The sequence below is a fragment of the Eikenella corrodens genome, from assembly GCF_003990355.1.
In the GTDB taxonomy this organism is placed as follows: domain Bacteria; phylum Pseudomonadota; class Gammaproteobacteria; order Burkholderiales; family Neisseriaceae; genus Eikenella; species Eikenella corrodens_B.
Map to the genome: position 1 here is coordinate 1,366,038 of NZ_CP034670.1, position 24,493 is coordinate 1,390,530.

Annotated in this window: 23 protein-coding genes, 1 tRNA gene and 2 pseudogenes; 19 read left to right on the forward strand and 7 right to left on the reverse strand. The window is 56.8% G+C overall.

Annotated elements, in window-relative coordinates; genetic code table 11:
* Positions 1-46: 46 nt before the first annotated feature.
* Positions 47-607 carry a pseudouridine synthase gene (locus tag ELB75_RS06860; protein WP_126983289.1) on the reverse strand — a complete coding sequence of 187 codons (561 nt, stop codon included), beginning with the start codon at positions 605-607 and terminating at the stop codon, positions 47-49.
* 242 nt (positions 608-849) lie between these two features.
* Between ELB75_RS06860 and rph the strand changes: the two genes are divergently transcribed.
* The 4 genes and pseudogenes from rph (at position 850) to ELB75_RS06880 (ending at position 3,468) form a co-directional block, all read left to right on the forward strand.
* Positions 850-1,584, forward strand: a complete 735-nt coding sequence (gene rph / locus ELB75_RS06865) for a ribonuclease PH (RefSeq protein WP_126983290.1) — start codon at positions 850-852, stop codon at positions 1,582-1,584.
* 142 nt (positions 1,585-1,726) lie between these two features.
* Positions 1,727-2,335 carry a glutathione S-transferase family protein gene (locus ELB75_RS06870; protein WP_126983291.1) on the forward strand — a complete coding sequence of 203 codons (609 nt, stop codon included), beginning with the start codon at positions 1,727-1,729 and terminating at the stop codon, positions 2,333-2,335.
* Between the two features lie 73 nt (positions 2,336-2,408).
* Positions 2,409-2,518 (forward strand): annotated as a pseudogene (locus ELB75_RS13250) (IS5/IS1182 family transposase); the annotation flags it as partial.
* A 50-nt stretch (positions 2,519-2,568) separates the two neighbouring features.
* Positions 2,569-3,468, forward strand: coding sequence for a Dyp-type peroxidase (locus tag ELB75_RS06880; RefSeq protein ID WP_126983293.1), 900 nt, complete (start codon positions 2,569-2,571; stop codon positions 3,466-3,468).
* Positions 3,469-3,583: 115 nt separating this feature from the next.
* Here ELB75_RS06880 and brnQ read toward each other — a convergent pair whose 3' ends face one another.
* The gene (brnQ, locus tag ELB75_RS06885; RefSeq protein WP_126983294.1) at positions 3,584-4,915 is read right to left on the reverse strand and encodes a branched-chain amino acid transport system II carrier protein; all 1,332 of its coding nucleotides are present in this window, start codon (positions 4,913-4,915) and stop codon (positions 3,584-3,586) included.
* 297 nt (positions 4,916-5,212) lie between these two features.
* On the opposite strand from brnQ, the gene ELB75_RS06890 reads away from it, so the two are divergent.
* The 8 genes from ELB75_RS06890 to ELB75_RS06920 all read left to right on the forward strand — a co-directional run bounded on the left by ELB75_RS06890 (position 5,213) and on the right by ELB75_RS06920 (position 13,759).
* Positions 5,213-6,655 (forward strand): MBOAT family O-acyltransferase, encoded by a 1,443-nt coding sequence (locus tag ELB75_RS06890; protein WP_126983295.1) that lies wholly within the window; start codon positions 5,213-5,215, stop codon positions 6,653-6,655.
* Positions 6,656-7,086: 431 nt separating this feature from the next.
* A complete protein-coding gene (locus tag ELB75_RS06895; protein ID WP_164726921.1) occupies positions 7,087-8,151 on the forward strand; it encodes an SGNH/GDSL hydrolase family protein in 1,065 nt (354 codons plus the stop codon).
* A 21-nt stretch (positions 8,152-8,172) separates the two neighbouring features.
* Complete coding sequence (locus ELB75_RS06900; RefSeq protein WP_126983297.1) at positions 8,173-9,357, forward strand: SGNH/GDSL hydrolase family protein; 1,185 nt, start codon at positions 8,173-8,175, stop codon at positions 9,355-9,357.
* Positions 9,358-9,425: 68 nt separating this feature from the next.
* On the forward strand, positions 9,426-9,572 hold the full coding sequence (locus tag ELB75_RS12485) for a hypothetical protein (RefSeq protein ID WP_164726837.1): 147 nt from the start codon (positions 9,426-9,428) through the stop codon (positions 9,570-9,572).
* A gap of 138 nt (positions 9,573-9,710) precedes the next feature.
* Complete coding sequence (locus ELB75_RS06905) at positions 9,711-10,460, forward strand: Nif3-like dinuclear metal center hexameric protein (RefSeq protein WP_126983298.1); 750 nt, start codon at positions 9,711-9,713, stop codon at positions 10,458-10,460.
* A 300-nt stretch (positions 10,461-10,760) separates the two neighbouring features.
* Complete coding sequence (gene petA / locus ELB75_RS06910; RefSeq protein ID WP_126983299.1) at positions 10,761-11,354, forward strand: ubiquinol-cytochrome c reductase iron-sulfur subunit; 594 nt, start codon at positions 10,761-10,763, stop codon at positions 11,352-11,354.
* 16 nt (positions 11,355-11,370) lie between these two features.
* Positions 11,371-12,963, forward strand: a complete 1,593-nt coding sequence (locus tag ELB75_RS06915; protein ID WP_126983300.1) for a cytochrome b — start codon at positions 11,371-11,373, stop codon at positions 12,961-12,963.
* Positions 12,964-12,976: 13 nt separating this feature from the next.
* Positions 12,977-13,759, forward strand: a complete 783-nt coding sequence (locus ELB75_RS06920; RefSeq protein ID WP_126983301.1) for a cytochrome c1 — start codon at positions 12,977-12,979, stop codon at positions 13,757-13,759.
* A 400-nt stretch (positions 13,760-14,159) separates the two neighbouring features.
* On the opposite strand, the gene ELB75_RS06925 is transcribed toward ELB75_RS06920, so the two are convergent.
* Positions 14,160-14,955, reverse strand: a protein-coding gene (locus ELB75_RS06925) for an IS5 family transposase (protein WP_126982325.1) whose coding sequence is annotated in 2 segments (ribosomal slippage) — positions 14,160-14,588 and positions 14,590-14,955 — 795 coding nt in all. Because the reading frame shifts where the segments join, the coding sequence is not laid out codon by codon here.
* 130 nt (positions 14,956-15,085) lie between these two features.
* Here ELB75_RS06925 and ELB75_RS06930 point away from each other — a divergent pair.
* Positions 15,086-16,156 (forward strand): zinc-dependent alcohol dehydrogenase family protein, encoded by a 1,071-nt coding sequence (locus ELB75_RS06930; protein WP_206501504.1) that lies wholly within the window; start codon positions 15,086-15,088, stop codon positions 16,154-16,156.
* A 205-nt stretch (positions 16,157-16,361) separates the two neighbouring features.
* Positions 16,362-16,997 carry a uracil phosphoribosyltransferase gene (gene upp / locus ELB75_RS06935; RefSeq protein WP_126983303.1) on the forward strand — a complete coding sequence of 212 codons (636 nt, stop codon included), beginning with the start codon at positions 16,362-16,364 and terminating at the stop codon, positions 16,995-16,997.
* A gap of 9 nt (positions 16,998-17,006) precedes the next feature.
* Here upp and ELB75_RS12490 read toward each other — a convergent pair whose 3' ends face one another.
* The gene (locus ELB75_RS12490) at positions 17,007-17,150 is read right to left on the reverse strand and encodes a hypothetical protein (protein WP_164726839.1); all 144 of its coding nucleotides are present in this window, start codon (positions 17,148-17,150) and stop codon (positions 17,007-17,009) included.
* Between the two features lie 78 nt (positions 17,151-17,228).
* Between ELB75_RS12490 and ELB75_RS06940 the strand changes: the two genes are divergently transcribed.
* The gene (locus ELB75_RS06940) at positions 17,229-17,915 is read left to right on the forward strand and encodes a sulfite exporter TauE/SafE family protein (protein WP_126983304.1); all 687 of its coding nucleotides are present in this window, start codon (positions 17,229-17,231) and stop codon (positions 17,913-17,915) included.
* A gap of 387 nt (positions 17,916-18,302) precedes the next feature.
* On the opposite strand, the gene tadA is transcribed toward ELB75_RS06940, so the two are convergent.
* Positions 18,303-19,067 carry a tRNA adenosine(34) deaminase TadA gene (tadA, locus tag ELB75_RS06945; protein ID WP_126983305.1) on the reverse strand — a complete coding sequence of 255 codons (765 nt, stop codon included), beginning with the start codon at positions 19,065-19,067 and terminating at the stop codon, positions 18,303-18,305.
* Positions 19,068-19,274: 207 nt separating this feature from the next.
* On the opposite strand from tadA, the gene ELB75_RS06950 reads away from it, so the two are divergent.
* Both ELB75_RS06950 and ELB75_RS12670 read left to right on the forward strand, forming a co-directional pair.
* Positions 19,275-20,162, forward strand: coding sequence for a VirK/YbjX family protein (locus tag ELB75_RS06950; protein WP_126983306.1), 888 nt, complete (start codon positions 19,275-19,277; stop codon positions 20,160-20,162).
* A 127-nt stretch (positions 20,163-20,289) separates the two neighbouring features.
* Positions 20,290-20,405: pseudogene (locus ELB75_RS12670) on the forward strand (IS5/IS1182 family transposase); the annotation flags it as partial.
* Positions 20,406-20,415: 10 nt separating this feature from the next.
* On the opposite strand, the gene nth reads toward ELB75_RS12670, so the two are convergent.
* Both nth and ELB75_RS06960 read right to left on the reverse strand, forming a co-directional pair.
* On the reverse strand, positions 20,416-21,048 hold the full coding sequence (nth, locus tag ELB75_RS06955) for an endonuclease III (protein ID WP_126983307.1): 633 nt from the start codon (positions 21,046-21,048) through the stop codon (positions 20,416-20,418).
* A 101-nt stretch (positions 21,049-21,149) separates the two neighbouring features.
* Positions 21,150-23,405 (reverse strand): LysM peptidoglycan-binding domain-containing protein, encoded by a 2,256-nt coding sequence (locus ELB75_RS06960; RefSeq protein ID WP_126983308.1) that lies wholly within the window; start codon positions 23,403-23,405, stop codon positions 21,150-21,152.
* Positions 23,406-23,643: 238 nt separating this feature from the next.
* On the opposite strand from ELB75_RS06960, the gene ELB75_RS06965 reads away from it, so the two are divergent.
* Positions 23,644-24,336 carry a class I SAM-dependent methyltransferase gene (locus ELB75_RS06965; protein ID WP_126983309.1) on the forward strand — a complete coding sequence of 231 codons (693 nt, stop codon included), beginning with the start codon at positions 23,644-23,646 and terminating at the stop codon, positions 24,334-24,336.
* A gap of 53 nt (positions 24,337-24,389) precedes the next feature.
* Positions 24,390-24,480: transfer RNA gene (locus ELB75_RS06970), tRNA-Ser, on the forward strand.
* Positions 24,481-24,493: the final 13 nt, after the last annotated feature.

Below are 24,493 nucleotides of genomic sequence, written 5' to 3' on the forward strand. Positions count from 1 at the left end.
AAGCAAACGGCATACCGAGAGTACGGCCATTACGCCGAATATTGAGCTAGGGCAAACACGGTGCAGGCCGCCATTGACCCGGCGCCAAATCCAGCTGCCACAAATCCAACCGCCCGATGCCCACGCGCACCAGCCGCAGGCAGGGATAGCCCGCCTTGGCCGTCATGCGGCGCACTTGGCGGTTTTTGCCTTCGCTGATGCGGATTTCCAACCAAAAATCTGGCACGCTCTTGCGTACCCGAATCGGCGGCACACGCGGCCACAGGCGGTCGGTTTCCGATTTTTCAGGTAGCCTGATCTGCGCCGGGCGGGTAACGAAATCGCCCAAATCCACACCGTGCCGCAATAAGTCCAGCTTCGCTTCGTCCGGGCTGCCTTCGAGCTGCGCCCAATAGGTTTTCACCGTTTTGTGGCGCGGGTCGGCAATTTTGGCTTGCAGGCGGCCGTCGGCAGTGAGCAGCAGCAGGCCTTCGCTGTCGGTGTCCAGCCGCCCAGCGGGATAAACATCGGGCAGTCCGATAAACTCTTTCAGCGAGCGGTGTTTCTCGTGCGGGCTGAATTGGCAGATAACCCCATAGGGCTTGTTGAAAACGATTAAATCAGACATGGCGTGCAGGCCGGTTGGGGTTTCAGGTAGCCTTTGGGGCTGGAATGGCTAGATTATATAGCTGAAATCAAAGCTACTCCAGCCACCCGCGCCCGTATTCCTAAGCAATGCCGGCCATCCGGCGGTATAATCATCCCCGGCTGAGCTGAGGCTACCTGAAAACGCAAACAGCAACGAAGTGGAAGCATAGCGCCATTTCTGCCAAAGCCAAGGCCTAATCCCATCTACATAGCGAGAACACCATGTCCCCAGCCCCCATCCGCACGGGTCGTGCACCCGACCAACTGCGCCCCGTCAGCATCACCCCCCATTTCCTGCCCCATGCCGACGGCTCCGTCCTGATTGCCTGCGGCAACACCAAAGTGATCTGCACCGCCAGCATCGACGAATCCGTCCCGCCCTTTCTGCGCGGCAAAAATCAAGGCTGGGTAACCGCCGAATACGGCATGCTCCCCGCCTCCACCGCCAGCCGCATGCGCCGCGAAGCCGCCCAAGGCAAGCAATCCGGCCGCACCCAGGAAATCCAACGCCTGATCGGCCGCTCCCTGCGTGCCGCCGTAGATTTGAGCCGGCTGGGCGAACGCCAAATCCTGATCGATTGCGACGTAATCCAAGCCGACGGCGGCACCCGCACTGCCAGCATCACCGGCGCATACGTCGCCCTGCATTTGGCCATTGGCAAGCTCTTGGCCGCAGGCAAACTCGCGCACAACCCGATCCGCGAAGCCGTGGCCGCCATATCGCTCGGCATCGTCGGCGGCGTGCCCCTGCTTGATTTGGACTACCCCGAAGACTCCGGCTGCGACAGCGACATCAACCTCGTGATGACCGCCTCCGGCAACATCATCGAAATCCAAGGCACCGCCGAAGGCGCCGCCTTCAGCCCCGCCGCGCTCACCCAACTGCTCGCGCTCGGCCAAAAAGGCATCGCCGAACTGCTGCAACACCAGCAAGCCGCCATTGCAGCGGCCGGCTGAGGCTACCTGAAAGCCGGTTTGCTGTACAATCCGTGTTTGCCGAAGCGGCATTTTCAGGTAGCCTCCAACACGTCAAACAGGCTACCTGAAAGTGCAGTAGCAACAAAGTTAAAACCACCTATCATCCAAACAAGAGAAACCCATGAAACTCTACACCAGCCCCACTTCCCCCTACGGCCGCCTTGTCTTGCTTGCCGCCCTTCCCCGGCATGATCTCGATTTCGAGATTGCCTATACCAATCCGTGGGAAAACCCCGCCGGGCTCCAAGCCCTCAACCCCTTCTCCCAAGTGCCCGTTCTGCAAACCGACAGCGGCACCGTCATCGGCAACAGCCCGTTTATCTTAGACTTCCTGCTCGGCCACCCTTTAAAAACTGCCGAACAAACCTCCACCGCCGCCTTTGCCTTCTCCCTGCTCGACCAGCTGGTGAAACTCTTCGGCCTGCAAAAATTCAAAGCCGACAACACCCCCGACCACCCGCTCACCGAACGCGCCCGTGCCGCCTGCAGCCGAGGCCTGGCCGCCGCCCCGCAACTGGATGCCGAGAGCGGCGACGTTGCCCACCTCGCGCTGGGCATGGCCTTGGTGTTTATGCAATACCGCCTGCCCGATTTGCAGCCCCACCTCAGCCCCGCCAACCAAAGCGCATTGGCACAATTTACCGCCCGCGCCGACGTGCGCGCCGTGTCGCCGGAAAATCTGGAAAGCCGCCCCGCCACCTTGGCGCAGCTGCGGCAAGGTTTGGTTTAGCCCTATCCGCATCCCCGCCGATACGGCAAAGGCTACCTGAAAAACAGCGCTGCCGAATTTTCAGGTAGCCTGCCGTTATAGTGAATTAAATTTAAATCAGGACAAGGCGGCGAGCCGCAGACAGTACACATAGTACGGCAAGGCGAGACAACGCTGTACTGGTTTAAATTTAATTCACTATATAATGCGTGCATCGCCCAAACAATACCGAAAGATAAGAAAGGATTAGCAGCATGAGTACCCCGCAAACCGCCATCATCCCGGAAACCATCACCGCCGCCATTTATATCGAGGCCGACGTGCGCGATAAGGCCAAAGTCAAAACCGCCTGCCGCGAAGCCCTCGCCGCGCTGGCCGACTGCCAAACCCGTTTCCCCGGCCACGAGTTGGGTATGACCATCGCTTTCGGTGCAGACTTCTGGCGCAGCCTGAACCACAGCGGCGAAGGCGAGGAAATCCGCCCCTTCGTGCCGCTGGGCAACGGCCTGTGCCCGGCCACCCAGTGCGATGTGATGGTCCATGTCCAATCCACCCATACCGGCCTGAACTATTTGCTGGCGGAAAAAGTGCTGGCCGCTTTCGGCGAATCGCTTGAAGTAAAAAACGAAACCCACGGCTTCCGTATGCCGGAAGAACGCGGCTTGGACGGCTTCGTGGACGGCACGGAAAACCCGCACGGCGATGAAGAAATCGCTTCCGTCGGCATCATCGCCGAAGGGAAAAGCGCGGGCGGCAGCTATGTGGTGCTGCAACAATACCTGCACGACCTGAACAAATGGGACGGCATCAGCGTGAAGGAACAGGAGCAGGCCGTCGGCCGCAGCAAAGCCGACAACATCGAATTCGCCCGCGAAGAGCGCCTGCCCGATTCGCACCTGGGCCGCACCAACATCAAAGAAAATGGTGTCGGCTTGAAAATCGTGCGCCGCAGCCTGCCTTTCGGCCAAGTGAGCGGCGAGCACGGCCTGCAATTCATCGCCTATAGCGCCAGCCTGCACAATATCGACGAACAACTGAAATTCATGTTCGGCGAAAAAGACGGCAAAATCGACCTGCTGCTGAAACATATGTCCACCGCCAAGCGCAGTGCCTACTACTACGCGCCGAGCGTAAAGCGATTGGCTGATCTGTGATGTTGTAGATTGGTTTGGTTGGCCGGTAATACAAAGGCTACCTGAAAACGTTGCGGAACAGTCCCACGCTTTTTTTCAGGTAGCCTTACTTCTCGCTATCAAGCAATCTAATTAATCACACTGTTTCCTGATCAGCCGGTTTGCCGCCGGCCATTTTGCCGATGATGCTGCCGAGCACAATCCCGGCCAGGGCGAAGGGCAGCCACTCTAGCGAATAGGCTTTCAGCGGCAGTTGTTCGGTAAAGCCCGCACCGGCCACGGAGAGGATGGAAACTGCGGTAGCCAGGCCGGTGGCGAGGCGGTGGGCAAGCAGGGGCATCGGGCGGATGAAGTTGTCGATAATCAGCAGCAGCAGGATGGTCATGGCAATCGGGTAGAGCACCATCAATACGGGCACGGATTTGCCGATAACAGCGCTTAGGCCTTGGTTAGCCAGGATGAAGCTCACGAGGGTTACGGCGATGACGTAGCTGCTGTAGCGGATGCGCGGGAACAGGCCGTAGAAGAATTCGCCCACGGCGGTCACCAAGCCGACCGAGGTGGTGAGGCAGGCGAGGGTAACGATGATGCCGAACAGGATACGGCCGAAGCTGCCGAAGGTTTGGTAGGCGGCGGTATTGAGCAGGAAGGAGCCGATGTCTTGCTGTTTGGCAGACAGGTCGGCCAGGGTGTCGGGCGACACGGAAAGGCGGTTGCTTACCCAGGCCAGGCCGACATAAATAATAGCCAGCGATACGGCGGCGATGATGCCGGCCACAAAAGTTTGCTTCATCACCACTTGGTTATCGCGTTGATCCGCCGGCATTTTGGCCTTAATGGCGTTGATCACAATTACGGAAAAGGCCACGGAGGCAAGCACGTCCATGGTTTGGTAGCCACCGATAAAACCGGCCAAGAAGGCGGATTGGTCGCCAAAGTTGACAGCCGGCATGGTGGGCGGGTTGCCGTAGAGCCACCACACGGATTTGCCGATCAGGGCAAGGATGGCGATGAGCAGGGCAGGGGTGAGGATGGCGCCGATGCGCTCGACCATTTTGGAGGGGTTCAGGCTCGGCCACAGGGTGACGGCGTAGTAAACCACGGTGAAGGCGAGAAGCGAGGTGCGGCCGGCTTCACCGATAAAGGGCAATACGGCCATTTCGTAGGAAGTGGCACCGGTGCGCGGGATGGCGAAGAAAGGGCCGATGGTGAGATAAATCGCCATCAGGAAAATGACGGCAAACCAAGGGTGGATGCGGGTGAGGGCAGTTTTGTAGCCGTTATGGTAGAAAGCGCTTACCACGATGCCTAACAGCGGCAGGCCGACGCCGGTGATGACGAAGCCGAGGAGGGTGCTCCAGAATTCGGGGCCGCTATTGAGGCCGAGGGTGGGCGGGAAAATCAGGTTGCCGGCACCAAAAAAGATGGCGAACAGCATAAAGCCGATAATAAAGGTGTTCTTATTCATGAGTTTTCTAGCGGGCTGCTATTACTTGGATAGAGCCGAGGTAAAAAGGCGTTATGATACCGAATCGGCTGCTAAAGGGGTAGGGCGGTGAGGCAAATGGATTTTTATTTCGTTGAAGCCGATGTTTTCAGGTAGCCTCTGGCCGGTTTGAGGCTACCTGAAAAAACGGTCTGCTTGAAACTTGAGTTGCTAACGCAGGATGCAGGATATGTAAAACGCTTTATCCCGGCAGCGGGAAACAGTATAATCCGACGCTTTCGCCGATGTATTAACCCTTTCTTTCCTTGCGCCGATTTTATGCCGCTGCTGTCTATCGAATTTGCCGCCTTTTTCCTGTGCTTTTTTCCTGTTTACTGGCTGTTGGCCAAGCATCCGCGCTGGCAGAATTGGCTGTTGCTGTTTGCCGGTTTGGGTTGGCTGTGGCATTTGCATTGGGGCTTTGCCGTAGCGGTATTGGCGTTTTCGCTGGGGGTTACGCTGATTGCGGCCGGTTTGTCGCAAGGCAAGGCGCAGGCGGCTCGGTGCAGATGGCTCGCGGCAGGCGTGCTGCTGGCGGTGTTGAATCTGTCGTTTTTCAAATATGTGGATTTTTTCCTGCCGCTGTTGCAGCGCGGCGGGCCAGATCAAGATACGGCGCTGGGCATCCTGATGCCGCTGGGCATTTCTTATTACACCTTTCAAGGCGTAGCCTATCTGGTGTCGGTTTACCGCAATGAAGACGTGCGGCTCAAATGGCGCGAGCTTTTGCTGTATTTCAGCTTTTTCCCCACCATCACTTCCGGCCCGATTGCCCGTGCCGGCCAATTAAAAAGCATCTGCGGCACAGACGGCGGCATGGCGGCGCAAATCCGCAGCGAACAGCCGCGCGTTATTATCCGTCCGGCATTGGCTATCGGCCTGATTGTGCTGGGTATCTGCAAAAAGTGGTGGCTGGCCGGGGCGCTGGGCGGCAATTGGGTAGACCCGGTGTTTGAAAACCCGCTGCAATACGATGCCATCACGGTGCTCACCGCGATGTATGGCTACACCGTTCAGCTGTTTATGGATTTTTCCGGCTACACCGATTTGGTGGTGGGCATGGCTATGCTGCTCGGTTTTCAGCTGCCGCAAAACTTCGCCATGCCGCTGCGCGCGTTTAACCTGCGCGATTTCTGGGACCGTTGGCACATCACGCTCTCCACTTGGATTCGCGACTACATCTATATCCCGCTGGGCGGCAGCCGCAAAGGTTGGTGGCGCACGCAGGTCAATTTGATGATTGCCATGCTGCTCTCCGGCATTTGGCACGGCCACGGCTGGAATTTTTTGCTGTGGGGCGCGTTGCACGGCGTGGTGCTGGTGGGGCTGAACATCGGCGATAAAATTTTGGGCGGGCGAGAGAAATTGTCTGGTTCTTCCCGCTTGGGCAAACTGGCGGCGGTGTTGTTTACCGTTAACTTCGTCTGTTTCTCCTTCGTGGTATTCCGCACCGAAAGCCTGGCCGATGCCGGATTGATGTTCCGTTCGCTCTTGGGTGGTGGCGGCAGCGGCGTGCCGGAATTGGAAACCCTGCTGGTACTGGGCGCGATGGTGCTTGCGCTGGCCGCCTACGGTTTCTTGGCCAAGCTGTTTGACCGCGCGGTGGCGCTGTTGGAGCGCCTGCCGATGTGGACATGGCCGCTGCCGATGGGCGCTGCGATGTGGCTGCTGATGGTGTTCGCCCCCTCCGGCATTCCCGGCTTTATGTATGCTAACTTTTAATCACGATAACAATAAGAAAGGATTAAGCAGCCATGAATCCCAGCAAAGCCAAACGCCGAGCCAATAGGAACAAACGCAAACACCGTGATCAAGCCGCCAGCCGCAAAACGGGTGCGGAAAAACGCCCCGAGCAATTGGAGTTGCCGGTGTCGATGCCGGAACGAGGGGCAGCCAAATCCGAACCGCAGGCCAAAACTAAAGACTCATCCCACCATAAAACCAAAGCTGCGGCTAAAACTGATCCGGTATCGTCGCCCCGTTTTCGGGTAGCTTCGGACAAAGCAGCCGGAGCAGAGCATAAAGTGCCGCCACGCAAACCAAAATCTGCGCAATATGCCACCGTACGGCCGGAAAAAACCGCCCGCCCCGTAGCAGATACTGCCAGTCTGTCCAGTCCGGCATCGGATAAACAAAACAAACCTGCTTCGTCGATGTGGCGATTATATGCGGTTATGCTGTTTACCGCGCTGCTCACCGTGTGGTTCAGCCAAGACTCCATCAACGCCTATTGGCAGCAAACTTATCATCGCGCCAGCCCCTTGGAAAATTTAAACGATTACGGCTGGTGGCGCAGCGGCAGCAGCTGGCAGCAAGCCGCCTTGTCGCAGCATGAGGCCGCTTTGGGCTGGCTGGAAGCCAAAAACGAAAGCTGGCGCCAACAGCATACCGCTGAGTATGCACTACCGGATGCGGCCGTAATGCCTACCGTACCTACCGTGCCGCCTGAAGTCGAAAGCAAGCCTGCTTCTGCACCGCCTGTGGCGCAAAACACCGCCTCCAAACCACTGCCGGAGCGCGTACGGCTTTCGGCTGGCGACAAAGTATTTTTTGCCGGTGATTCCATGATGGAGGGTGTAGCGCCGCATGTGCAAAAATGGTTGAGCAGCCAATACGGTATTGATTCGCTTAACCTCAGCAAACAAAGCACCGGCTTGTCCTACCCCAGCTTCTTCGATTGGCCGGCCACCATAGAAAAAACCTTGCGGGAAGATCGAAAAATCAGGTTGCTCGTGATATTCCTAGGGCCGAACGATCCTTGGGATTTTCCTAATCCCGAGCCGGGCACGCGAGGCTACCTGAAATTCCAAAGCCCAGAATGGGAACAGGTGTACCGGCAGCGTATCGAACGCATTTTGGCAGCCGCCCAGGCAGCCGATGTTAAGGTTATTTGGCTGGGTGTGCCGCTGATGAAGAGCAGCCGCCTTAATGCCCAAATGCGCTACCTCGACCGCCTGTTTGCCAGCGAGCTGGCCGGGAAAACCATCTGGCTGCCCACCGATAAAATCATGGGCGGCGGAGACGGGCAATACCGCGACAGCATCAGCATCAACGGGCAAACCGTCCGCCTGCGCAGCAAAGACGGCATTCATTTCACCATCAAGGGACAGCAGCTTCTGGCCGAGCAGATAACCGGCCGCATCGACTACCAACCTGCTCCTGCCGCACCGGCCGCCCCCGCCGCCTCCGAAACCGTTATCGCGGGCGGGAAACCATAAAATTTAAGGATAGTTAGAGTAATGTTGTTTTCCAAAAAAGGCCGCCAACTGGCCTTAATGATCGCCTGTCTGCTCGCCTGCCAGGCCTGCAGCGCCGAAACCGCCGCCCAAGGCACCCCCGAAAAAGCCGAGCTCACCAACTACGGCAGCTGGCAGCCCGTGTGGCTCGCCAAGCTGCAGCGGCTCAGCCGGGGCGGCAACGTAAAATTCCGCATCGTTCAGCTGGGCGACTCCCACACCGCCGGCGACTATTTTACCAACGAGTTGCGTACCCGTCTGCAGCAGCAGTGGGGTGACGGCGGTATAGGCTGGGTGTATCCCAACTCCGTATCCGGCCAGCGCAATGCCCAAGTGCTGCACAACAGCAGCGGCTGGCAGGTGCTGAGTAATCGCAACGCCCATGCCGAATTCCCGCTGGGCGGCATCCTTAACCGCTCCTCCGGTGGCGGCGGCAGCGTAACCGTTAATCCGCGCAACCCCGTTGCCGAAGCCCAGCAAATCACCATCACCGCCCGCCCCGTATTTGCCGACAGCGAACTCAAAGTGCAAGACGCGCAAGGCAGCCAGGTTGCCTCCCTGCCCAACCTCGGCAGCAACGCCTGGCAGTATTTCTCCTTCACCGCCAACCTGCCGCTCAGCTACCGCGCCCAAGCCGGCGACATTTGGGAAATCGGCCACATCAATATTGAAAACAGCCGCCCCGGCGTAACCGTATCCGCCATGGGCATCAACGGCTCCCAGCTTTCCCAGTGGAGCGGCTGGCGTGCCGACTGGCAGCAGGATTTGTCGGCCACCCAGGCCGATTTGGTCATCCTCGCCTACGGCACCAACGAAGCCTTCAACAGCAATCTGGACATCGTGCAAACCAAGCGCATTTGGGTCGACACCATCCGTAAAATCCGCGAAGCCCTGCCCGGCGCAGGCATCCTGATTATCGGCGCGCCCGAATCACTCAAAAGCCGCCACGGCCAATGCGGCCAGCGCCCGCCCTATCTTGATGCCGTACAGCAAATGCAGCGCGACATAGCGCAGCAGGAGCAAACCCTATATTGGTCGTGGCAGACTGCCATGGGTGGCGCGTGCAGCATGAAAAGCTGGATGGCGCAAGGCCTCGGCGCGCGGGACGGCGTGCACTTCACCGCCCAAGGCTACCAAACCGTCGCCGACAAGCTGGCCGACGACCTCATCAAACTGGCCAATAAATAATCGGCCGAACCGTTTTCAGGTAGCATCATGAAATGCAAAAGGCTACCTGAAAATTTAAATGCAGCTGTTTGCCCGAACCAGTTTGTTTCCGTTCCAGCTCGTGCCCGGCATTTGGCCGCAAAGGGCAGGGCAGGCTACCTGAAAACCCGATGCAGGCCGGGAAACAGCAGGCTAATATATTTTCAGGTAGCCTCAAATACGAAAAGGCTACCTGAAAATATATCGGGTTGAAATGACAAATAAAACGAGGCAGCAGGTCGCAAACGATATATTCGTTCAGGCAAAACAAGCCGGCACCGTAACATCCTTATCCAATTCGCCAAACAACCACCTTCCTCCTACAGAGTCCAACCATGCCGCAACGTCAAGACATCATCCGTTGGTGCAACGAATTTTTGCGTACCGCCGAATTTCACGACTACGCCCCCAACGGCCTGCAGGTGGAGGGGCGGGAAGAAGTGCATAAAATTGTGTGTGCCGTTACCGCCAGCCAGGCCGCCATCGATTATGCCGTGGCGCAGGATGCCGATATGCTCTTGGTGCACCACGGCCTGTTTTGGAAAAGCGAGCCGGTAACCATCACCGGCTGGAAACACCGCCGCATCGCTACGCTGATCCGGCACAACATCAATATGGCCGGCTACCACCTGCCGCTCGATGCCCACCCCGAAGTAGGCAACAATGCCCGGCTGGCGGCACGCATGGGCTGGCATATAGAAGGGCAAACCGGCGAGCAAAACCTGCTGATGTTCGGCACGCCGGGGGCAGAAATAGACGGCCATGCACTGCTGGCCAATCTGGCCGAACGTTTGGGGCGACAGCCGGTATCTGCCGGCGATTTATCGCGGCCAGTGCGCAAGCTGGCCTGGTGTACCGGCGGGGCACAGGGCTTTTTCCAACAGGCAATCGATATGGGCGCGGATGCTTTCGTTACCGGCGAGATTTCCGAAGCGCAATACCATTTGGCGCAGGAAAACGGCGTGCTGTTTGTGAGTGCCGGGCACCATGCCACCGAGCGTTACGGTATCCAGGCGCTATCGGCGCGGCTGCAGCAGGAATGGCCGCTGGATTGTTTGTTTTTTGATGAAGATAATCCGGCTTGAGTCTAACTTGGCAGCATAGCCTTTACATTTTGCTTTTCAGGTAGCCTTTAGCCGCGTTTCCATTATGCGGACAGGAGGTTGCGTTGTTGTACTTATCCCCACGCAACCTGCTGCGACAAGACAAATCTTTACTTTATTTCAAATACTGCTTTAAGTGTTGATTTAGATTAAGGTAGAATCACGCCGCTGCGCTATTGGCAGCAAGAGGCCTTTGTTAGGTTGCCGCCTTGCGGTGCGCAACGGCTGCTGTGCAAAGGCTTCGATATTTCGGTATTTTCAGAGTATTAGGATGATTGAGTAATGACTAACCAAGAAATCAATCAGGAACGGCGGCGCTTTTTGGTGCTGGCCACTGCTGGTGCCGCCGGCGTGGGCGCACTAGGGGTAGCCAAGCCTTTCGTCGCCAGCTTTTTCCCTTCGGAAAAGGCTAAAGCGGCCGGCGCGCCGATCGATATTGATGTAAGCAAAATCGAGGCCGGCCAGCTGGTTACCGCCGAATGGCGCGGCAAGCCAATCTGGGTGCTCAACCGCACCGAGCAGCAGCTGAAAGATTTGCCTTCCTTAAACGGCGAGTTGGTCGATCCCTCCTCCACTGCTGCCGACCAGCAGCCGGTATACTGCCAAAACGAACTGCGCTCCATCAAAGGCAAAGATAATATCTGGGTGGCCGTCGGTATCTGTACCCATTTGGGCTGCTCGCCCACCTTCCGTCCCGACCTCGCTCCCGCCGACTTGGGCGCAAACTGGAAGGGCGGTTTCTTCTGCCCCTGCCACGGCTCCAAATTCGACTTGGCCGGCCGCGTGTTCAAAGGCGTGCCGGCACCGTCCAATCTGGTGATTCCTCCTTATAAATACCTGTCTGAGACCACCATCCGCGTGGGCGAAGACGGCTGATACCGGGGAACAAATCATGACCGAACAAACCAATAATAAAGCCAAAGCATTGCTCGACTGGGTGGACGCGCGCTTCCCCCTGTCTCGAATGATGAGGGAGCACGTAACCGAATATTACGCACCGAAAAACTTCAATTTCTGGTATTTTTTCGGTTCGCTGGCCATGCTGGTGCTGGTGATTCAAATTGTCAGCGGCATCTTCCTCACCATGAACTACAAGCCAGACGGCAACCTAAACCAATACCATCTGCCCGCTGCGTTTACGGCGGTGGAATACATCATGCGCGATGTATCCGGCGGCTGGATTATCCGCTATATGCACTCTACCGGCGCTTCGATGTTCTTCATCGTGGTGTATCTGCACATGTTCCGCGGCCTGATTTACGGCTCGTTCAAAAAACCGCGCGAGCTCGTGTGGGTGTGCGGCGCGCTGATTTTCCTCGCCCTGATGGCAGAAGCCTTTATGGGCTACCTGCTGCCTTGGGGGCAAATGTCGTTTTGGGGTGCGCAGGTAATCATCAATCTGTTCGGCGCCATCCCCGTAATCGGCCCGGATTTGTCCACTTGGATTCGCGGCGACTTTAACGTTTCCGACGTTACGCTCAACCGTTTCTTCGCCCTGCACGTGATTGCCGTGCCGCTGGTGCTGGTCGGCCTGGTGGTGGCGCATCTGATTGCGCTGCACGAAGTGGGCTCCAACAACCCCGACGGCGTGGAAATCAAAAAGCTGAAAGATGAAAACGGTATCCCGCTCGACGGCATCCCTTTCCATCCGTATTACACCGTGAAAGACATTTTGGGCGTGGTGGTGTTCCTGATTGTGTTCTGCTCTATCATGTTCTTTGCCCCCGAAGGCGGCGGCTACTTCCTCGAAGCGCCCAACTTCGATCCGGCCAACTCGCTGAAAACTCCGGCACACATTGCTCCGGTGTGGTATTTCACTCCGTTCTACGCCATCTTGCGCGCCATCCCCTCGTTTGCCGGCACGCAGGTGTGGGGGGTGATCGGCATGGGTGCGGCAGTGGTTCTGATTGCCCTGTTGCCTTGGCTTGACCGCTCGCCGGTGAAATCCGTGCGCTACCGCAACACCACTTTCAAAACCATGCTGGTGCTGTTTTTGATTGCCTTCATCGGGCTGGGCATTTTGGGCGCTCAGGTAGCCAGCGATTTGCGCACCGAAATCGCCCAGTCGTTTACCATTTTTTACTTCCTGTTCTTCCTCGGCATGCCGATCTACACCAGTCCGCAACGCCCGAGCTTGGCCGCATTCAAGCAGAAGCTGGCTGCGCAGCCTTTGGCCGCCATGTTTGCCGCAGGCTGGGTGGGCGGCGTGATGCTGATTGCTGTGTTGGTGAGCATTTACGACCTCTATCTGCTCGCCCGCCTGTTTTTCGCCGACCCGTTCCGAATCCAAACCCTGCTGATCCGCGTATTCTCCGTGCTGTATATGGCCTTCTTCTTTGTCGGCACGCTGCTGAATACCAAGCTGAATGTGGATCAAGCAGTGCCGGAACGCGTAACCATGAGCACTACCCGCCAGAAAATCATGTTCTTCGTGTATACAGCCATTACGCTGGCGGGTGCGTATCTGTTTGCCAACAGCATTTAACAGGAGCGGCGAAATGAAAAAACAATGGAAAAACTGGCTGGCCGCGCTGATGTTGGCCTTGCCGCTAAGCGCCAACGCCTCCGGCGGCGGCCACTACGAACATGTGGATATCGACTTGGGCGACCAAGTGAGCCTGCAACACGGCGCACAAATTTTTGCCAACTACTGCCTTTCCTGCCATTCGGCCAGCGGTATGCGCTACAACCGCTTGCAGGATTTGGGCTTGAGCGAAGACGAAATCCGCAAAAACCTGATGTTCACCACCGATAAAACCGGCGACGTGATGCAGTCGGCCATGCGCCCGGAAGATGCCAAACGCTGGTTTGGCGCCGAGCCGCCGGATTTAACCCTGATTGCCCGTTCGCGCGGTGCGGATTACCTCTACGCCTATTTGCGCGGCTTCTATAAAGACCCGAGCCGCCCCACCGGCTGGAACAACCTGGTGTTCGACAAAGTCGGCATGCCGCACCCCTTGTGGGAACAGCAAGGTATCCGCGCGGTGGAGCTCGACAGCAAAGGTCAGCCCGTGATGATGAAAGACGAACACGGCAACCTGGTGCCCAAATTGTATTGGGAAACCACCGGCCTGCATAGCCGCCGCCTGCCCAACGGCGAAGTGAGCGCCAAAGAGTTCGACCGCTACGCCAAAGACCTCGTGGCCTATCTGGTGTATATGGGCGAACCCGCGCAGCTGCAACGCAAACAAATCGGCTACGGCGTGTTGCTGTTCCTGTTTGCCATCATGCTGCCGTTGGCCTACTTCCTGAAAAAGGAATACTGGAAAGACGTGCACTAAGCAGCACAGTAAGAAACGCAGGTTGCCAACAGCCTGCGTTTTGGTTTGGGGAAAAAGGCTACCTGAAAACCAGAGTAACCGTTTGGTTTCAGGTAGCCTTTGATGCAGGAAATAGCCACGTTACCGTTGGTTTGCGGACAAGCAGCCGGATAACAAATCATAGTGAATTAACAAAAATCAGGGCAAGGCGACGAGCCGCAGACAGTACGGATAGTACGGCAAGGCGAGGCAATGCTGTACTGGTTTTTGTTAACTCACTATAACCAATACCGGCCTCATTTCATTATTTACACAGCATTCCTAATCATCTCTTCTGTTTCGATATAACATAATATTTTTAAAAATAATTTTTTACAGATTGGGAAAAACAAAGATTATAATAGACCTCTTGCGAAAATATTCATCCCATCGCATTAACCAGTCCTGCAATCAGATTTGCCCTTAACCCGAACCGTTTCCGCCTGTTGCGGTAAGGCAGCGACAATATTTTGAATATCTTCAGTTTCCTGTTGATGTGCTCGATGACGGTTCTGAGTTTGCCTAACCGCCTGTTCGCCTCTTTATCCTGTTTGTCCGGCGGATGACGTTTGGATTTCTTTTTCGGAGTCTGTAATCCGGTTTTGGCCAATCCTTGATAACCCTTATCCGCAATGACTATTTTGTAGGGATAAAGCTCTGCAAGGTGCCTCTTGGCTAAACGCATGTCATGCCGGGCACCCATCCCCGTCCGGATGCTGATGATTTTTTCCGTTTCCCTGCCGTATATGACCCGGATTTTAACCGTGTGCCGCCTTTTCTTGCCGCTGTAATACTGCCGCTGTTTTTTTGGGACGTTCAATCGGGCTTTCGGTAACGTCAATGATGACCGTTTGGTCGCCCGGATTCTTGTGCTTTGGCAGGGAGAAGCGTTTGCAACGGATGAGGGCGTCCTCGGTTTTACGGATGGTGCGGCAGACATTGCTTTCGGAAAGGCCGTAGATGGCGGCCAATTCGAGTTGGGTATGGTAATGGCGCAGATAGCTTAGGGTAAGCAGCAGTTGGTCTGCCAAACCGAGCGTATGCGGCCTGCCTGACTTGACCTTCCGGCTTTCTGCTTCTGTGGTGACTTGCAGCATTTCATGAAACAGGACGGGCGTTACACCTGTGAGCCGTTTGAATTCGCTATCGCTTCTTTGGATGAGGTTTTCGTATTTCATTTGGGAATGGTAAATCTTCAGGATACTTTCGCAAGAGGTCTAATGAACACGTCCGGAATTCTCCGGATTCTTTCCCGACTGACCGATTATTCATCGGCAAACATATTAGGAGAGCATTATGAGCAAGACCATGAAAGCCATGACCTATTACGGCGAAAACGATGTCCGCTTCGAAGACTGCCCGGTTCCCACTATCATTGATCCTACCGATGCTATCATCCGCGTTACCAAAACCACCATTTGCGGTACGGATTTGGGCATCATGAAGGGCAAAAACCCGGAAATCGAAGCAGTTGCCCGCGAAAAAACCGGCAAATGGGAAGGCCGCATTCTCGGCCACGAAGCCATCGGCGTGGTGGAAGAAGTGGGCTCTGCCGTTAAGGACTTCAAAAAAGGCGATAAAGTGATCGTATCCTGCGTGAGCCACTGCGGCACTTGCGATAATTGCCAGAAACAGCTCTATGCCCACTGTCGTAAAGAAGGCGGCTGGATTATGGGCTATATGATCGACGGCACTCAAGCCGAATATGTGCGCACGCCGTTTGCCGACAATTCGCTCTACCACCTGCCCGAAACCCTCAACACCGACGTGGCCGTATTCCTCTCCGACGCACTGCCCACCGGCCATGAAATCGGTGTGCAATATGGTCAAGTGAAACCTGGTGACGCCATTGCCATCGTTGGCGCTGGCCCCGTTGGCATGGGCTGTCTGCTGACGTCCCAATTCTATTCTCCGGCCACCATCATTATGGTGGATATGGACGAAAACCGCCTGGTCATGGCCAAAGAAATGGGTGCCACCCACACCGTCAATCCGAACAAGGAAGATGCCGTGGCCAAGATTTTGGAAATTACCGGCGGCCGAGGCGTGGATTGCGCCATGGAAGCCGTGGGCTACCCCGCCACTTGGGATATCTGCCAAAAAGTAGTAAAAGAAGGTGGCCACGTGGCCAACGTCGGCGTACACGGCAAATCCGTGGAGTTCGATTTGGCCAAACTGTGGATCAAGAACATCACCGTTACCACCGGCCTGGTCAACGCCAACACCACCGGTATGCTGCTCAAAGCCTGCGAATCCAGCAAACTGCCGATGGAAAAACTGGCCACCCACCGCTTCAAATTCAGCGAAATGGAAAAGGCCTACGACGTGTTCAAACACGCTGCCGACACCAAAGCGATGAAAGTCATCATCGAAGTGTAAGCCGGTTTGCCTAATGAAATGATAAGAGGGCTACCTGAAAATTTTCAGGTAGCCTTTTGCTGCGCCCAAGCAATATGAATATCTGCAGCGGGCAGTAGGGCGCTCAAGCGAACCAGTGCGGCAGAAGAAATTGACTACCGCTTTTTCCCGCCCGCCCGTTAGGCTAAAATACGCCCCGCCAAACCAAATGAAGGAAACCATAGCTATGAACTTAACCGTTATCGATCATCCGCTGATCAAGCACAAAATCACCCTGATGCGCAAAGCCAACTGCAACACCTACCAATTCCGCACTTTGGTAAAAGAGCTGGCCCGCCTGATGGCCTATGAAGCCAGCCGCCATCTGGAAACCGAGCCGCTTTCTATCGAAGGCTGGTGCGGCCGCATCGAAGGCGAGCAGATTAAAGGCAAAACCGTAACCGTGGTGCCGATTTTGCGTGCTGGCCTGGGCATGCTCGACGGCGTGCTCGACCTGTTGCCCACCGCCAAGATCAGCGTAGTCGGCCTGCAGCGCGACGAAGAAACCCTGCAACCGGTTTCCTATTTCGAGAAATTGGTGAGCAAAATGGACAAACGCCCGGCCATGATTCTCGACCCGATGCTCGCCACCGGCGGATCGATGGTCGCCACCATCGATTTGCTGAAGAAAAAAGGCTGTCGCAACATCACCGCCTTGGTGCTGGTGGCCGCGCCTGAAGGCGTGAAGCTGGTGAACGACAAGCACCCGGACGTGAAAATCTACACCGCCGCGCTCGACAGCCACCTCAACGAAAACGGCTACATCATCCCCGGCTTGGGTGATGCCGGCGACAAGATTTTCGGCACCAGGCAATCGGCTTAATTGCTCAACTCATCGTGCCAACAGGCTACCTGAAAACCGTGAAAGCACTTTCAGGTAGCCTCTAAACTCATCATCGCATTTCCCGCCAAGGCTACCTGAAAAAGCGGGCAAACTGTTTTCAGGTAGCCTGAATTGCCACTTGGCAGACTCCACCGAACGACTATAGCCAAAGCGATTATTCCCCTCCAGCAGGCAGGAATCTGCGCTTGAGCTATCCCGAAAAACAACGTCATGGTCTCCACCCTCACACTCCTCTCCCTTGCCGCCACCGGTTTTCTCGGCGGCGGCCATTGCGCCGGTATGTGCGGCGGTTTGAGTACTGCCTTTGCCCTGCAGCTGCCGCCGCAGGTGGGGCGCGTGAAGCTGATTGTGCTGATGAATCTCGGCCGCATCGGCAGCTACACTTTCATCGGCTTCTTGCTGGGCGCGCTGGGGCAGTTCGGCATTTCGCTGGATCAAACCCGCCTGTTGCAGCATATCCTGTTTGCCGCCGCCAACCTGCTGCTGCTGTTTATCGGCCTGTATCTGGCCGGGCTCAACGCCTATGCCGCACAGGTGGAAAAGCTCGGCCGACCGGTGTGGCGGCGGCTCAATCCGCTGCTTAACCGGCTCTTGCCCATCCAAAACACCCCCGCCTGCTTCGGCGTCGGCCTGCTGTGGGGCTGGCTGCCGTGCGGCATGGTATACAGTGCTTCGCTGTATGCGCTGGGCAGCGGCAATGCGGCGGATGGGGCGCTGATGATGCTGGCCTTTGGCTTGGGCACGCTGCCGAACCTGCTGGCAATGGGGCTGTTTGCTAACCAACTCAAAGGCCTGCTGCAACATCCGCGTTTCCGGCTGGCAGCCGGGCTGAGTGTCAGCCTGTGGGCGGCATGGCAGCTGTGGCATGGAGTGGCGGTTTGGCTGCAGGCTGGTTGATCAGTTTGAAACAGCGATGGCGCAATAACAGCCGGATGACTGCACTTTTCCCATATCGGGGAACGGTTATCCGGCTGTTTTATAGTGAATTAATAAAAACCAGTACAGCGTTGGCTTACTTTGCCGTGCTATTGTACGGTCTGCGGTTCGCCGCCTTGTCCTGATTTTTGTTAATCCACTATATATTCGGCTAGCTACCGGCAGCGACGCATAATTAAAGGCTACCTGAAAGTTATTCGCTTGCTGCTTTTCAGGTAGCCGGATAGGCTAGGGGGCTTATATCAGATCAGCATCTGTGGTAAATCAAAATTGCGTTGGCTCGCCGAGCTGTAAAGCGTGCACTGCTTGTGGCCAGTCGCCTTGTCTCATTCCTAATTTAAATCCGCTCTATCCTTGCCTCCGCACCTGGAAAAATCGTTGCAACAGTTGCGCACTTTCCCTTGCCAACACGCCGCCTTGCACGGCGGTGTGCGGGTTGAGTTGTTTGTTGGCAAACAGGTCGAGCACGCTGCCGGCAGCGCCGGTTTTCGGTTCGGGGGCGGCATAAATCAGGCGGCGGATTCTCGATTGCATGATGGCGCCGGCGCACATGCTGCACGGCTCGAGGGTCACGTATAAATCGCAGCCGTCCAGCCGGTAGTTGCCCAAGCGGCGGCCGGCCTCAGTGAGCGCGGCGATTTCGGCATGGCGGCACACGCTGTGTTCGGCCACGCAGGCATTGGCGCCGCGCCCGATGATTTCGCCCCGGCACACCACCACCGCGCCCACCGGCACTTCGCCTGCGGCCAAAGCTTGTTCGGCCAGTTGCAAAGCCTGCCGCATCCAATGTTCGCTTTCTTCCGGCGGCGGGAATAGCGCCACCGGGCGATGGGCACGCAGTTTGGCGCGCCATGTGGCTTGTTCGGCTTCGTTCAGGTAGCCTTCCCGCCCTTCGGCCAACAATACCAACTGCCACAGCGTGGATTCGGTCACGGTGAGGCCGCTGGCTTTGAGCAGCAGGAAAGCGGTGGCGGGCGTGGTGCGCTGTAGTTCGGCGGTGTCGGTTATACCCAATTCAAGCAGCGCTTGCCGGGTTTTGGGGGCAAGCGGTGGGGTAGTGAGCGGGGTGGCGTGCATAATGGACGGGAATAATGGCTGAATGGGCAGCATCATAATTGCGTGGCTGTGCTTGAGGCAAGGCAGGAGGCTACCTGAAACGCAGAGATAGGTTTCAGGTAGCCTTCATTCCCGGCGGCAAGCCTTGCAAGGCCGTTGGCAAATCGGGTAGGATTGGCCGCTTTTCGATGGTCGGCTTTTGCCCGGCGTCGCTTTGTTTTTCACGCAAACGGCCTGGCGCCGTTTGGCATAATATGGGCACTTATGTCTGATTTATTTCACTTTCCCACTTTCGACGAACAGTATCCCAATCTGCGCGAACGGGGCATCCGCAAATATGCGGTAGTGTATCTGCGCGACCAAATCCAACGCCTGCTGGCGCGGCGGCAATGCGAAGCGTTTACCGCCTTCATCAACCGGCATCCGATGTGGGCACCGATTTTCCAACATAATCCCTATGCCGCCCGCGCGGTGCTGGATACTTATGCCGACAACCGCTTCGGCAAAAACGAACGATTGCAGGCTGTAATCAACAACTTCACCTTGGCGCAAAGCAAACCTTCCGCCGCCAAGTGGCAAGAGCTGGTGGCGCAGCGCACGGTATTGCTCAACCATCCCGCGCCCGAGCTCTCCATCAGTTTGAATATCAACCATAAAGACCCGTTGGAAGGCTTCTTTTTGGTGAGCCTGCAAAGCACCGAGCGCAGCCGTATTTACGATGCCGTATTCAGCTTTATCGCGCCCAACGGCCTGCTGATCACCTCCATCCAAGGCCCGCACAGCAGCGATGCCCCCGAGCTTATCCGCCACACCACCAAGCAGCTGCACGGCGTGCGGCCGATGTTTATGATGGTGAACGTATTCAAGCTGATGGCTGCCGAACTCGGCTGCGGGCTCTACGGCATTCCGCACAAAAGCCAAGCCAAATTCCGCTGGAACGACTCCAGCCGCCTGCTGTTCAACTACGATGCCTTCTGGCAGGAAAACCAAGGCAGCCTCGATGCCAACGGCTATTGGCGGCTGCCCACTCAAATCGAGCGCACGCCGCTGGAAGAAGTGCAAAGCAAAAAACGCTCTATGTACCGCAAACGCTATGAAATGCTGGATACGCTGGAGCAGGATATCCGCCGCTTCTTTCGTTCGGAAAGTTGATTGCGAGGCGGCAACAGTGTGCCCACTGCGTTTCAGGTAGCCTTCCAACCGACGGGAGGCTACCTGAAACCTATCCGCTCCAAAACCAAGCCCTGTATGTTCAGGCAGCCTCTTATGGCGATGAACATATAGTAGATTAAATTTAAATCAGGACAAGGCGGCGAGCCGCAGACAGTACAAATAGTACGGCAAGGCGAGGCAACGCTGTACTGGTTTAAATTTAATTCACTATACAGGGCTGAGTTTTATGGGTTTAAACTGTTTTGCCTTTGTATTCGCATAAGTCATACACGATGCATTCGTGGCACAGGGGCTTTTGCGCTTTGCAGGTGTAGCGGCCGTGCAGGACGAGCCAATGGTGGGCGTTGAGCAGGAATTCTTTGGGCACGAAGCGCATGAGTTTGTCTTCCACTTCGCGCACGTTTTTGCCGGGCGCGAGATTCATGCGGTTGGCCACGCGGAAAATATGGGTATCGACGGCCATGGTCGGTTGGCCGAAGGCGGTGTTGAGTACAACATTGGCGGTTTTGCGGCCGACACCGGGCAGCTCTTCGAGCGCTTCGCGGGTATTCGGCACTTCGCCGCCGTGCTTTTCCAGGAGCAGGCGGCAGGTTTGCATAATGTGTTTAGATTTTGTTTGGTAGAGGCCGATGGTACGGGTATATTCCATCAGTTGGCCTAGGCCCAAATCGAGGATGGCCTGCGGGGTGTTGGCCACGGGGAAGAGCTTGGCGGTGGCCTTGTTCACGCCTTTGTCGGTGGCTTGGGCGGAAAGCAGCACGGCGATGAGCAGCTCGAAGGGGCTGTGAAACACCAGCTCGGTGGTGGGGTTGGGGTTGGCGTTGTGCAGGCGTTGGAAGATTTCGCGGCGTTTTTGCTGGTTCATGTTTGACAGGTGGGGTTTATAACTTACTGGATAAGCTTTAGAAATATTTTCAGGTAGCCTTAATTGAGGCTACCTGAAAACGTTGCGGGCTTGGGCAACGGTTAAGTGCCGCTGCTCACGCGCAGTTTTTGGCCGGGGTGCAGCACGCTGTTGCCCAAGTTGTTGCTGCGCTTGATGTCGGCCACAGAGGTGTTGTAGCGGCGGGCGATGGATTGCAAGGTATCGCCGCTGCGCACAGTGTGGGACACGGTTTGCTGGCGGCCGTTTCTGCCATTGCGATCGTTGGCGGCGCGGTTGTTGCGCTCGCTGCCGCGTTCGTTGCGGCTGTTGGGTTTGTTGTCGGCATGGCGGCTGGCAGCCTGTTGATTGCTGCCGCCGCCCACGTGCAATACTTGACCTGGATGGATGTTGTTGCCGCGCAGGTTGTTGGCACGGCTGAGCTCGGCCATGTCTACGTTGTAGCGGCGGGCAATGGAATACAGCGATTCGCCGGGCTGCACTTTATGGGTGACGGTTTGTGCGCCGCGGCGGTTGGCTTGTTGTTCTTGGCGGGTTGCCCGGCGTTGGTTATTGCCGGTGTTGGCGGCCAGCTGGCCGGAGTCGGCGTTGTTGGTGCGGCGTGCCTCAGCTTGGGCTTGGTAGCGGGCTTCCTGCGCTTCGGGTTGGGCTAAGGATGCGCGCACGGCGGCTGCGGCGCTGTTGCCGTTGTCGGCTTCGTCGGCAGGCGGGATATCGTTTTCTACGCTGCTGCTGTTGGCCAAGGACATCAATGGGTCGGGCTGGAGGTTGCTGTTGTCGGCAAGCTCGACAGTTTCAGGTAGCCTGTCTGTTGGGGTATTGATATTGCTGGAAGCAGCAGGTTGCTCTACGGTTTGGGCAGCCGTTTGGATAATCGTCGGAGCCGTGGCTACCTGAATATCGGGTGAGCTGGTTACACGAGGTGCCGGCTCGGCAGGGCGGGTGTTGTTGGCAGCCAATGCGGCAAAAGCGGCAGGAGCCGGGTTTGTTGCCTGCTGTACGGGCACACGAGCGGGTTCAGACTGGCGGGCCGGTTGGGCTGAGGCTACCTGAACAGGAGCGGGCGGTGTGGCAACAGGCTGGGTAGCAGGTTTGGCAGCAGCCACGGCGCTATTGCGCTCAGTTACGTTCTGGCTATTGCGACGGATAAGGTTGCCCAGCGGGTCGTCGCCGGCGGGCTTGTTATCAGCCAGTATCTGCACGCCGCGGCCGAGCTGGCTGTTGTTCAGGCTGTTTTTGGCCACGAGAATAGGCAGGCCGGCACGGATGGTATTGCTGCTCAAGCCGTTGGTGCGGCGCAGGTCGGCCACGCTCACGCCGTTGCGGTCGGCAATGTCGCTGAGGGTGGTGGCGCCGTCAGAACGCAGGATGTCGTAGGAGAGCAGGGACTCTTTGGACGCACTGCGCAGGTTGCGCTCGAAGGCGTTTACCGCGCCCACGGGCAAGAGCAGTTTGCGCTGGCCGTTTTCGGGCATGAATACGGGCACTTTAAAACTGGGGTTGAGCGCTTCAAATTCGGCCTGGCTGATGTTGGCCAGGCGGGTGATGGCGTTGATGTCCATCGGGCTGTCGATGCTGATGGCTTCGAAATAGGGCTTATTTTCGATGTTGGAAAGGTTTAAGCCGAATACTTGCGGGTTGCTCACGAGGTTGCGCACGGCCAGCAGTTTGGGCACGTAATTGCGCGTTTCGTTGGGCATGTTGAGGTTTTCATACACCGGCTCGAGCCCCTGGCTGCGGGCGCGGTTCACTGCGCGGCTCACGTTGCCTTCGCCCCAGTTGTAGGCGGCCAGCGCGAGCGACCAGTCGCCGAACATATTGTGCAGATATTGCAGATAATCCAATGCGGCGTTGGTAGAGGCGTAGATGTCGTGGCGGCCGTCGTAAATATGGTTTTGCGCCAGGCCGTAGTGGCGGCCGGTGGCGGGCATAAACTGCCACAGGCCGGAGGCGCCCACGTGGGAGCGGGCTTTGGTAACGAATGCACTCTCGATAAACGGCAACAGGGCGATTTCGGAAGGCATATTGCGCTTTTCCACTTCGGAGAGAATGTGGTAGAGGTAGGGGCGGCTGCGCTCCACGGTGCGGTTGAAATAGGCGCTGCGGGTGCTGTAGTAGGTTTCGTGGCGGCGCACGATTTCCGGGTTGACTTCGCTCATGCGGAAGTCTTGCCGCATACGTCCCCACAGATTGTTGTGGTGGGAGGGATTGCGCAGAATAGCAGCGTTGAGGTTGGTGATGGAGGCGGCAATCTGCTCCGGCGTATAAGTTTGGGCGAGGGCAGAAGTAGGAATTCCCAGGCTTAAAACGGCCAAGGAAAGAAATTTCAATTTACTCATGGTGGAGGAATGAGTCCGTTGTGGTTAACGTTATGATTAGCTAAAATTTTTTGGATATTAAAGGCTGGGCGGAAGCGGTGTCAAGCTACAACTGAACGCTTTGCCTGCACGGCATGCGCAAAGATAGAATGATAACACGAGAGTGCGTCCGAACTCTCTTTTCCGGCAGGTTTCTTTACGCGGTGTTTTGCAAAATTTTGTTTGATCGGTATGATGGCTGGCAGAATGAGGAGGCGGCATGATAGAAGAACACAGGTTGGCCGAATGGTTGGACAACACCGCCACGGGAGGCTACCTGAAAACAGCGGAGCAGGCGTTTTTTGCCGCGCATACGGCTAATCCATACGGCATCACCGTGGTCGCTTCGCTTTGCGGCTGGGACGGCTGGCCGCAGCAGGTGTTGCGGCTGGGGCGGGGTAGGGCGCAGGCAGATGTGGTATGCGCACTGCCGCATCTGCCGCTGTTGCCGGGCAGCGTGCAGACTTTGCTGCTGCCGCACGGTTTGGAATTATGCGCGCAGCCGGAAGAATTGCTGCGGGAGTGTTTCCGTGTGCTCGTACCCAACGGCGGCCTGGTGCTCAGCGGGTTTAACCCGTATTCGCTGTGGCGCTTCGGGCTACCTGAAAAACAACTCGGCCTGCGTGCCCATGCGCTGCCGTTGCCGAAAGTGCGGCGGATGCTGGACGAAGCCGGTTTCAGGCCGGACACGGGGCGGTTTATGGCCTATGTGCCGCCGTGGGAAAACGAGCGGGCGCTGCGGCGCTGGCACTTTATGGAGCTGGCGGGCAACCGCTGGTGGCCGGCGGCGGCGGCGGCTTACGGTTTGGCGGCGATGAAAACGGTGTATCCGCTCACCCCGCTGCGCGAAAAGGCCACCAGGCTGCGCGGCGAGGGATTTTCGCTGCTGCCGGGAAACTGCCGGCAGGGGTGAAAATTCAGGCATTGTGCAAACCCGATGCTTTCAGTATAATCCGCACCTATCGCGGAAAGGTGGATGAGTGGTTGAAGTCGCACGCCTGGAAAGCGTGTATACGCGAATAGCGTATCGAGGGTTCGAATCCCTTCCTTTCCGCCAGAATATTTTTGCA

Bases quoted from the DNA above. Each gene is read 5' to 3' on its own strand.
- ELB75_RS06950 (WP_126983306.1), top strand. From the start codon at position 19,275: ATGTCTGATTTATTTCACTTTCCCACTTTCGACGAACAGTATCCCAAT.
- rph (WP_126983290.1), top strand. From the start codon at position 850: ATGTCCCCAGCCCCCATCCGCACGGGTCGTGCACCCGACCAACTGCGC.
- ELB75_RS06960 (WP_126983308.1), bottom strand. From the start codon at position 23,405: ATGAGTAAATTGAAATTTCTTTCCTTGGCCGTTTTAAGCCTGGGAATT.
- ELB75_RS06900 (WP_126983297.1), top strand. From the start codon at position 8,173: ATGTTGTTTTCCAAAAAAGGCCGCCAACTGGCCTTAATGATCGCCTGT.
- ELB75_RS06880 (WP_126983293.1), top strand. From the start codon at position 2,569: ATGAGTACCCCGCAAACCGCCATCATCCCGGAAACCATCACCGCCGCC.
- ELB75_RS06870 (WP_126983291.1), top strand. From the start codon at position 1,727: ATGAAACTCTACACCAGCCCCACTTCCCCCTACGGCCGCCTTGTCTTG.
- ELB75_RS06905 (WP_126983298.1), top strand. From the start codon at position 9,711: ATGCCGCAACGTCAAGACATCATCCGTTGGTGCAACGAATTTTTGCGT.
- brnQ (WP_126983294.1), bottom strand. From the start codon at position 4,915: ATGAATAAGAACACCTTTATTATCGGCTTTATGCTGTTCGCCATCTTT.
- ELB75_RS06965 (WP_126983309.1), top strand. From the start codon at position 23,644: ATGATAGAAGAACACAGGTTGGCCGAATGGTTGGACAACACCGCCACG.
- ELB75_RS06915 (WP_126983300.1), top strand. From the start codon at position 11,371: ATGACCGAACAAACCAATAATAAAGCCAAAGCATTGCTCGACTGGGTG.
- ELB75_RS06860 (WP_126983289.1), bottom strand. From the start codon at position 607: ATGTCTGATTTAATCGTTTTCAACAAGCCCTATGGGGTTATCTGCCAA.
- petA (WP_126983299.1), top strand. From the start codon at position 10,761: ATGACTAACCAAGAAATCAATCAGGAACGGCGGCGCTTTTTGGTGCTG.
- ELB75_RS06890 (WP_126983295.1), top strand. From the start codon at position 5,213: ATGCCGCTGCTGTCTATCGAATTTGCCGCCTTTTTCCTGTGCTTTTTT.
- ELB75_RS06930 (WP_206501504.1), top strand. From the start codon at position 15,086: ATGAAAGCCATGACCTATTACGGCGAAAACGATGTCCGCTTCGAAGAC.
- nth (WP_126983307.1), bottom strand. From the start codon at position 21,048: ATGAACCAGCAAAAACGCCGCGAAATCTTCCAACGCCTGCACAACGCC.
- ELB75_RS06940 (WP_126983304.1), top strand. From the start codon at position 17,229: ATGGTCTCCACCCTCACACTCCTCTCCCTTGCCGCCACCGGTTTTCTC.
- ELB75_RS06895 (WP_164726921.1), top strand. From the start codon at position 7,087: ATGTGGCGATTATATGCGGTTATGCTGTTTACCGCGCTGCTCACCGTG.
- upp (WP_126983303.1), top strand. From the start codon at position 16,362: ATGAACTTAACCGTTATCGATCATCCGCTGATCAAGCACAAAATCACC.
- tadA (WP_126983305.1), bottom strand. From the start codon at position 19,067: ATGATGCTGCCCATTCAGCCATTATTCCCGTCCATTATGCACGCCACC.
- ELB75_RS06920 (WP_126983301.1), top strand. From the start codon at position 12,977: ATGAAAAAACAATGGAAAAACTGGCTGGCCGCGCTGATGTTGGCCTTG.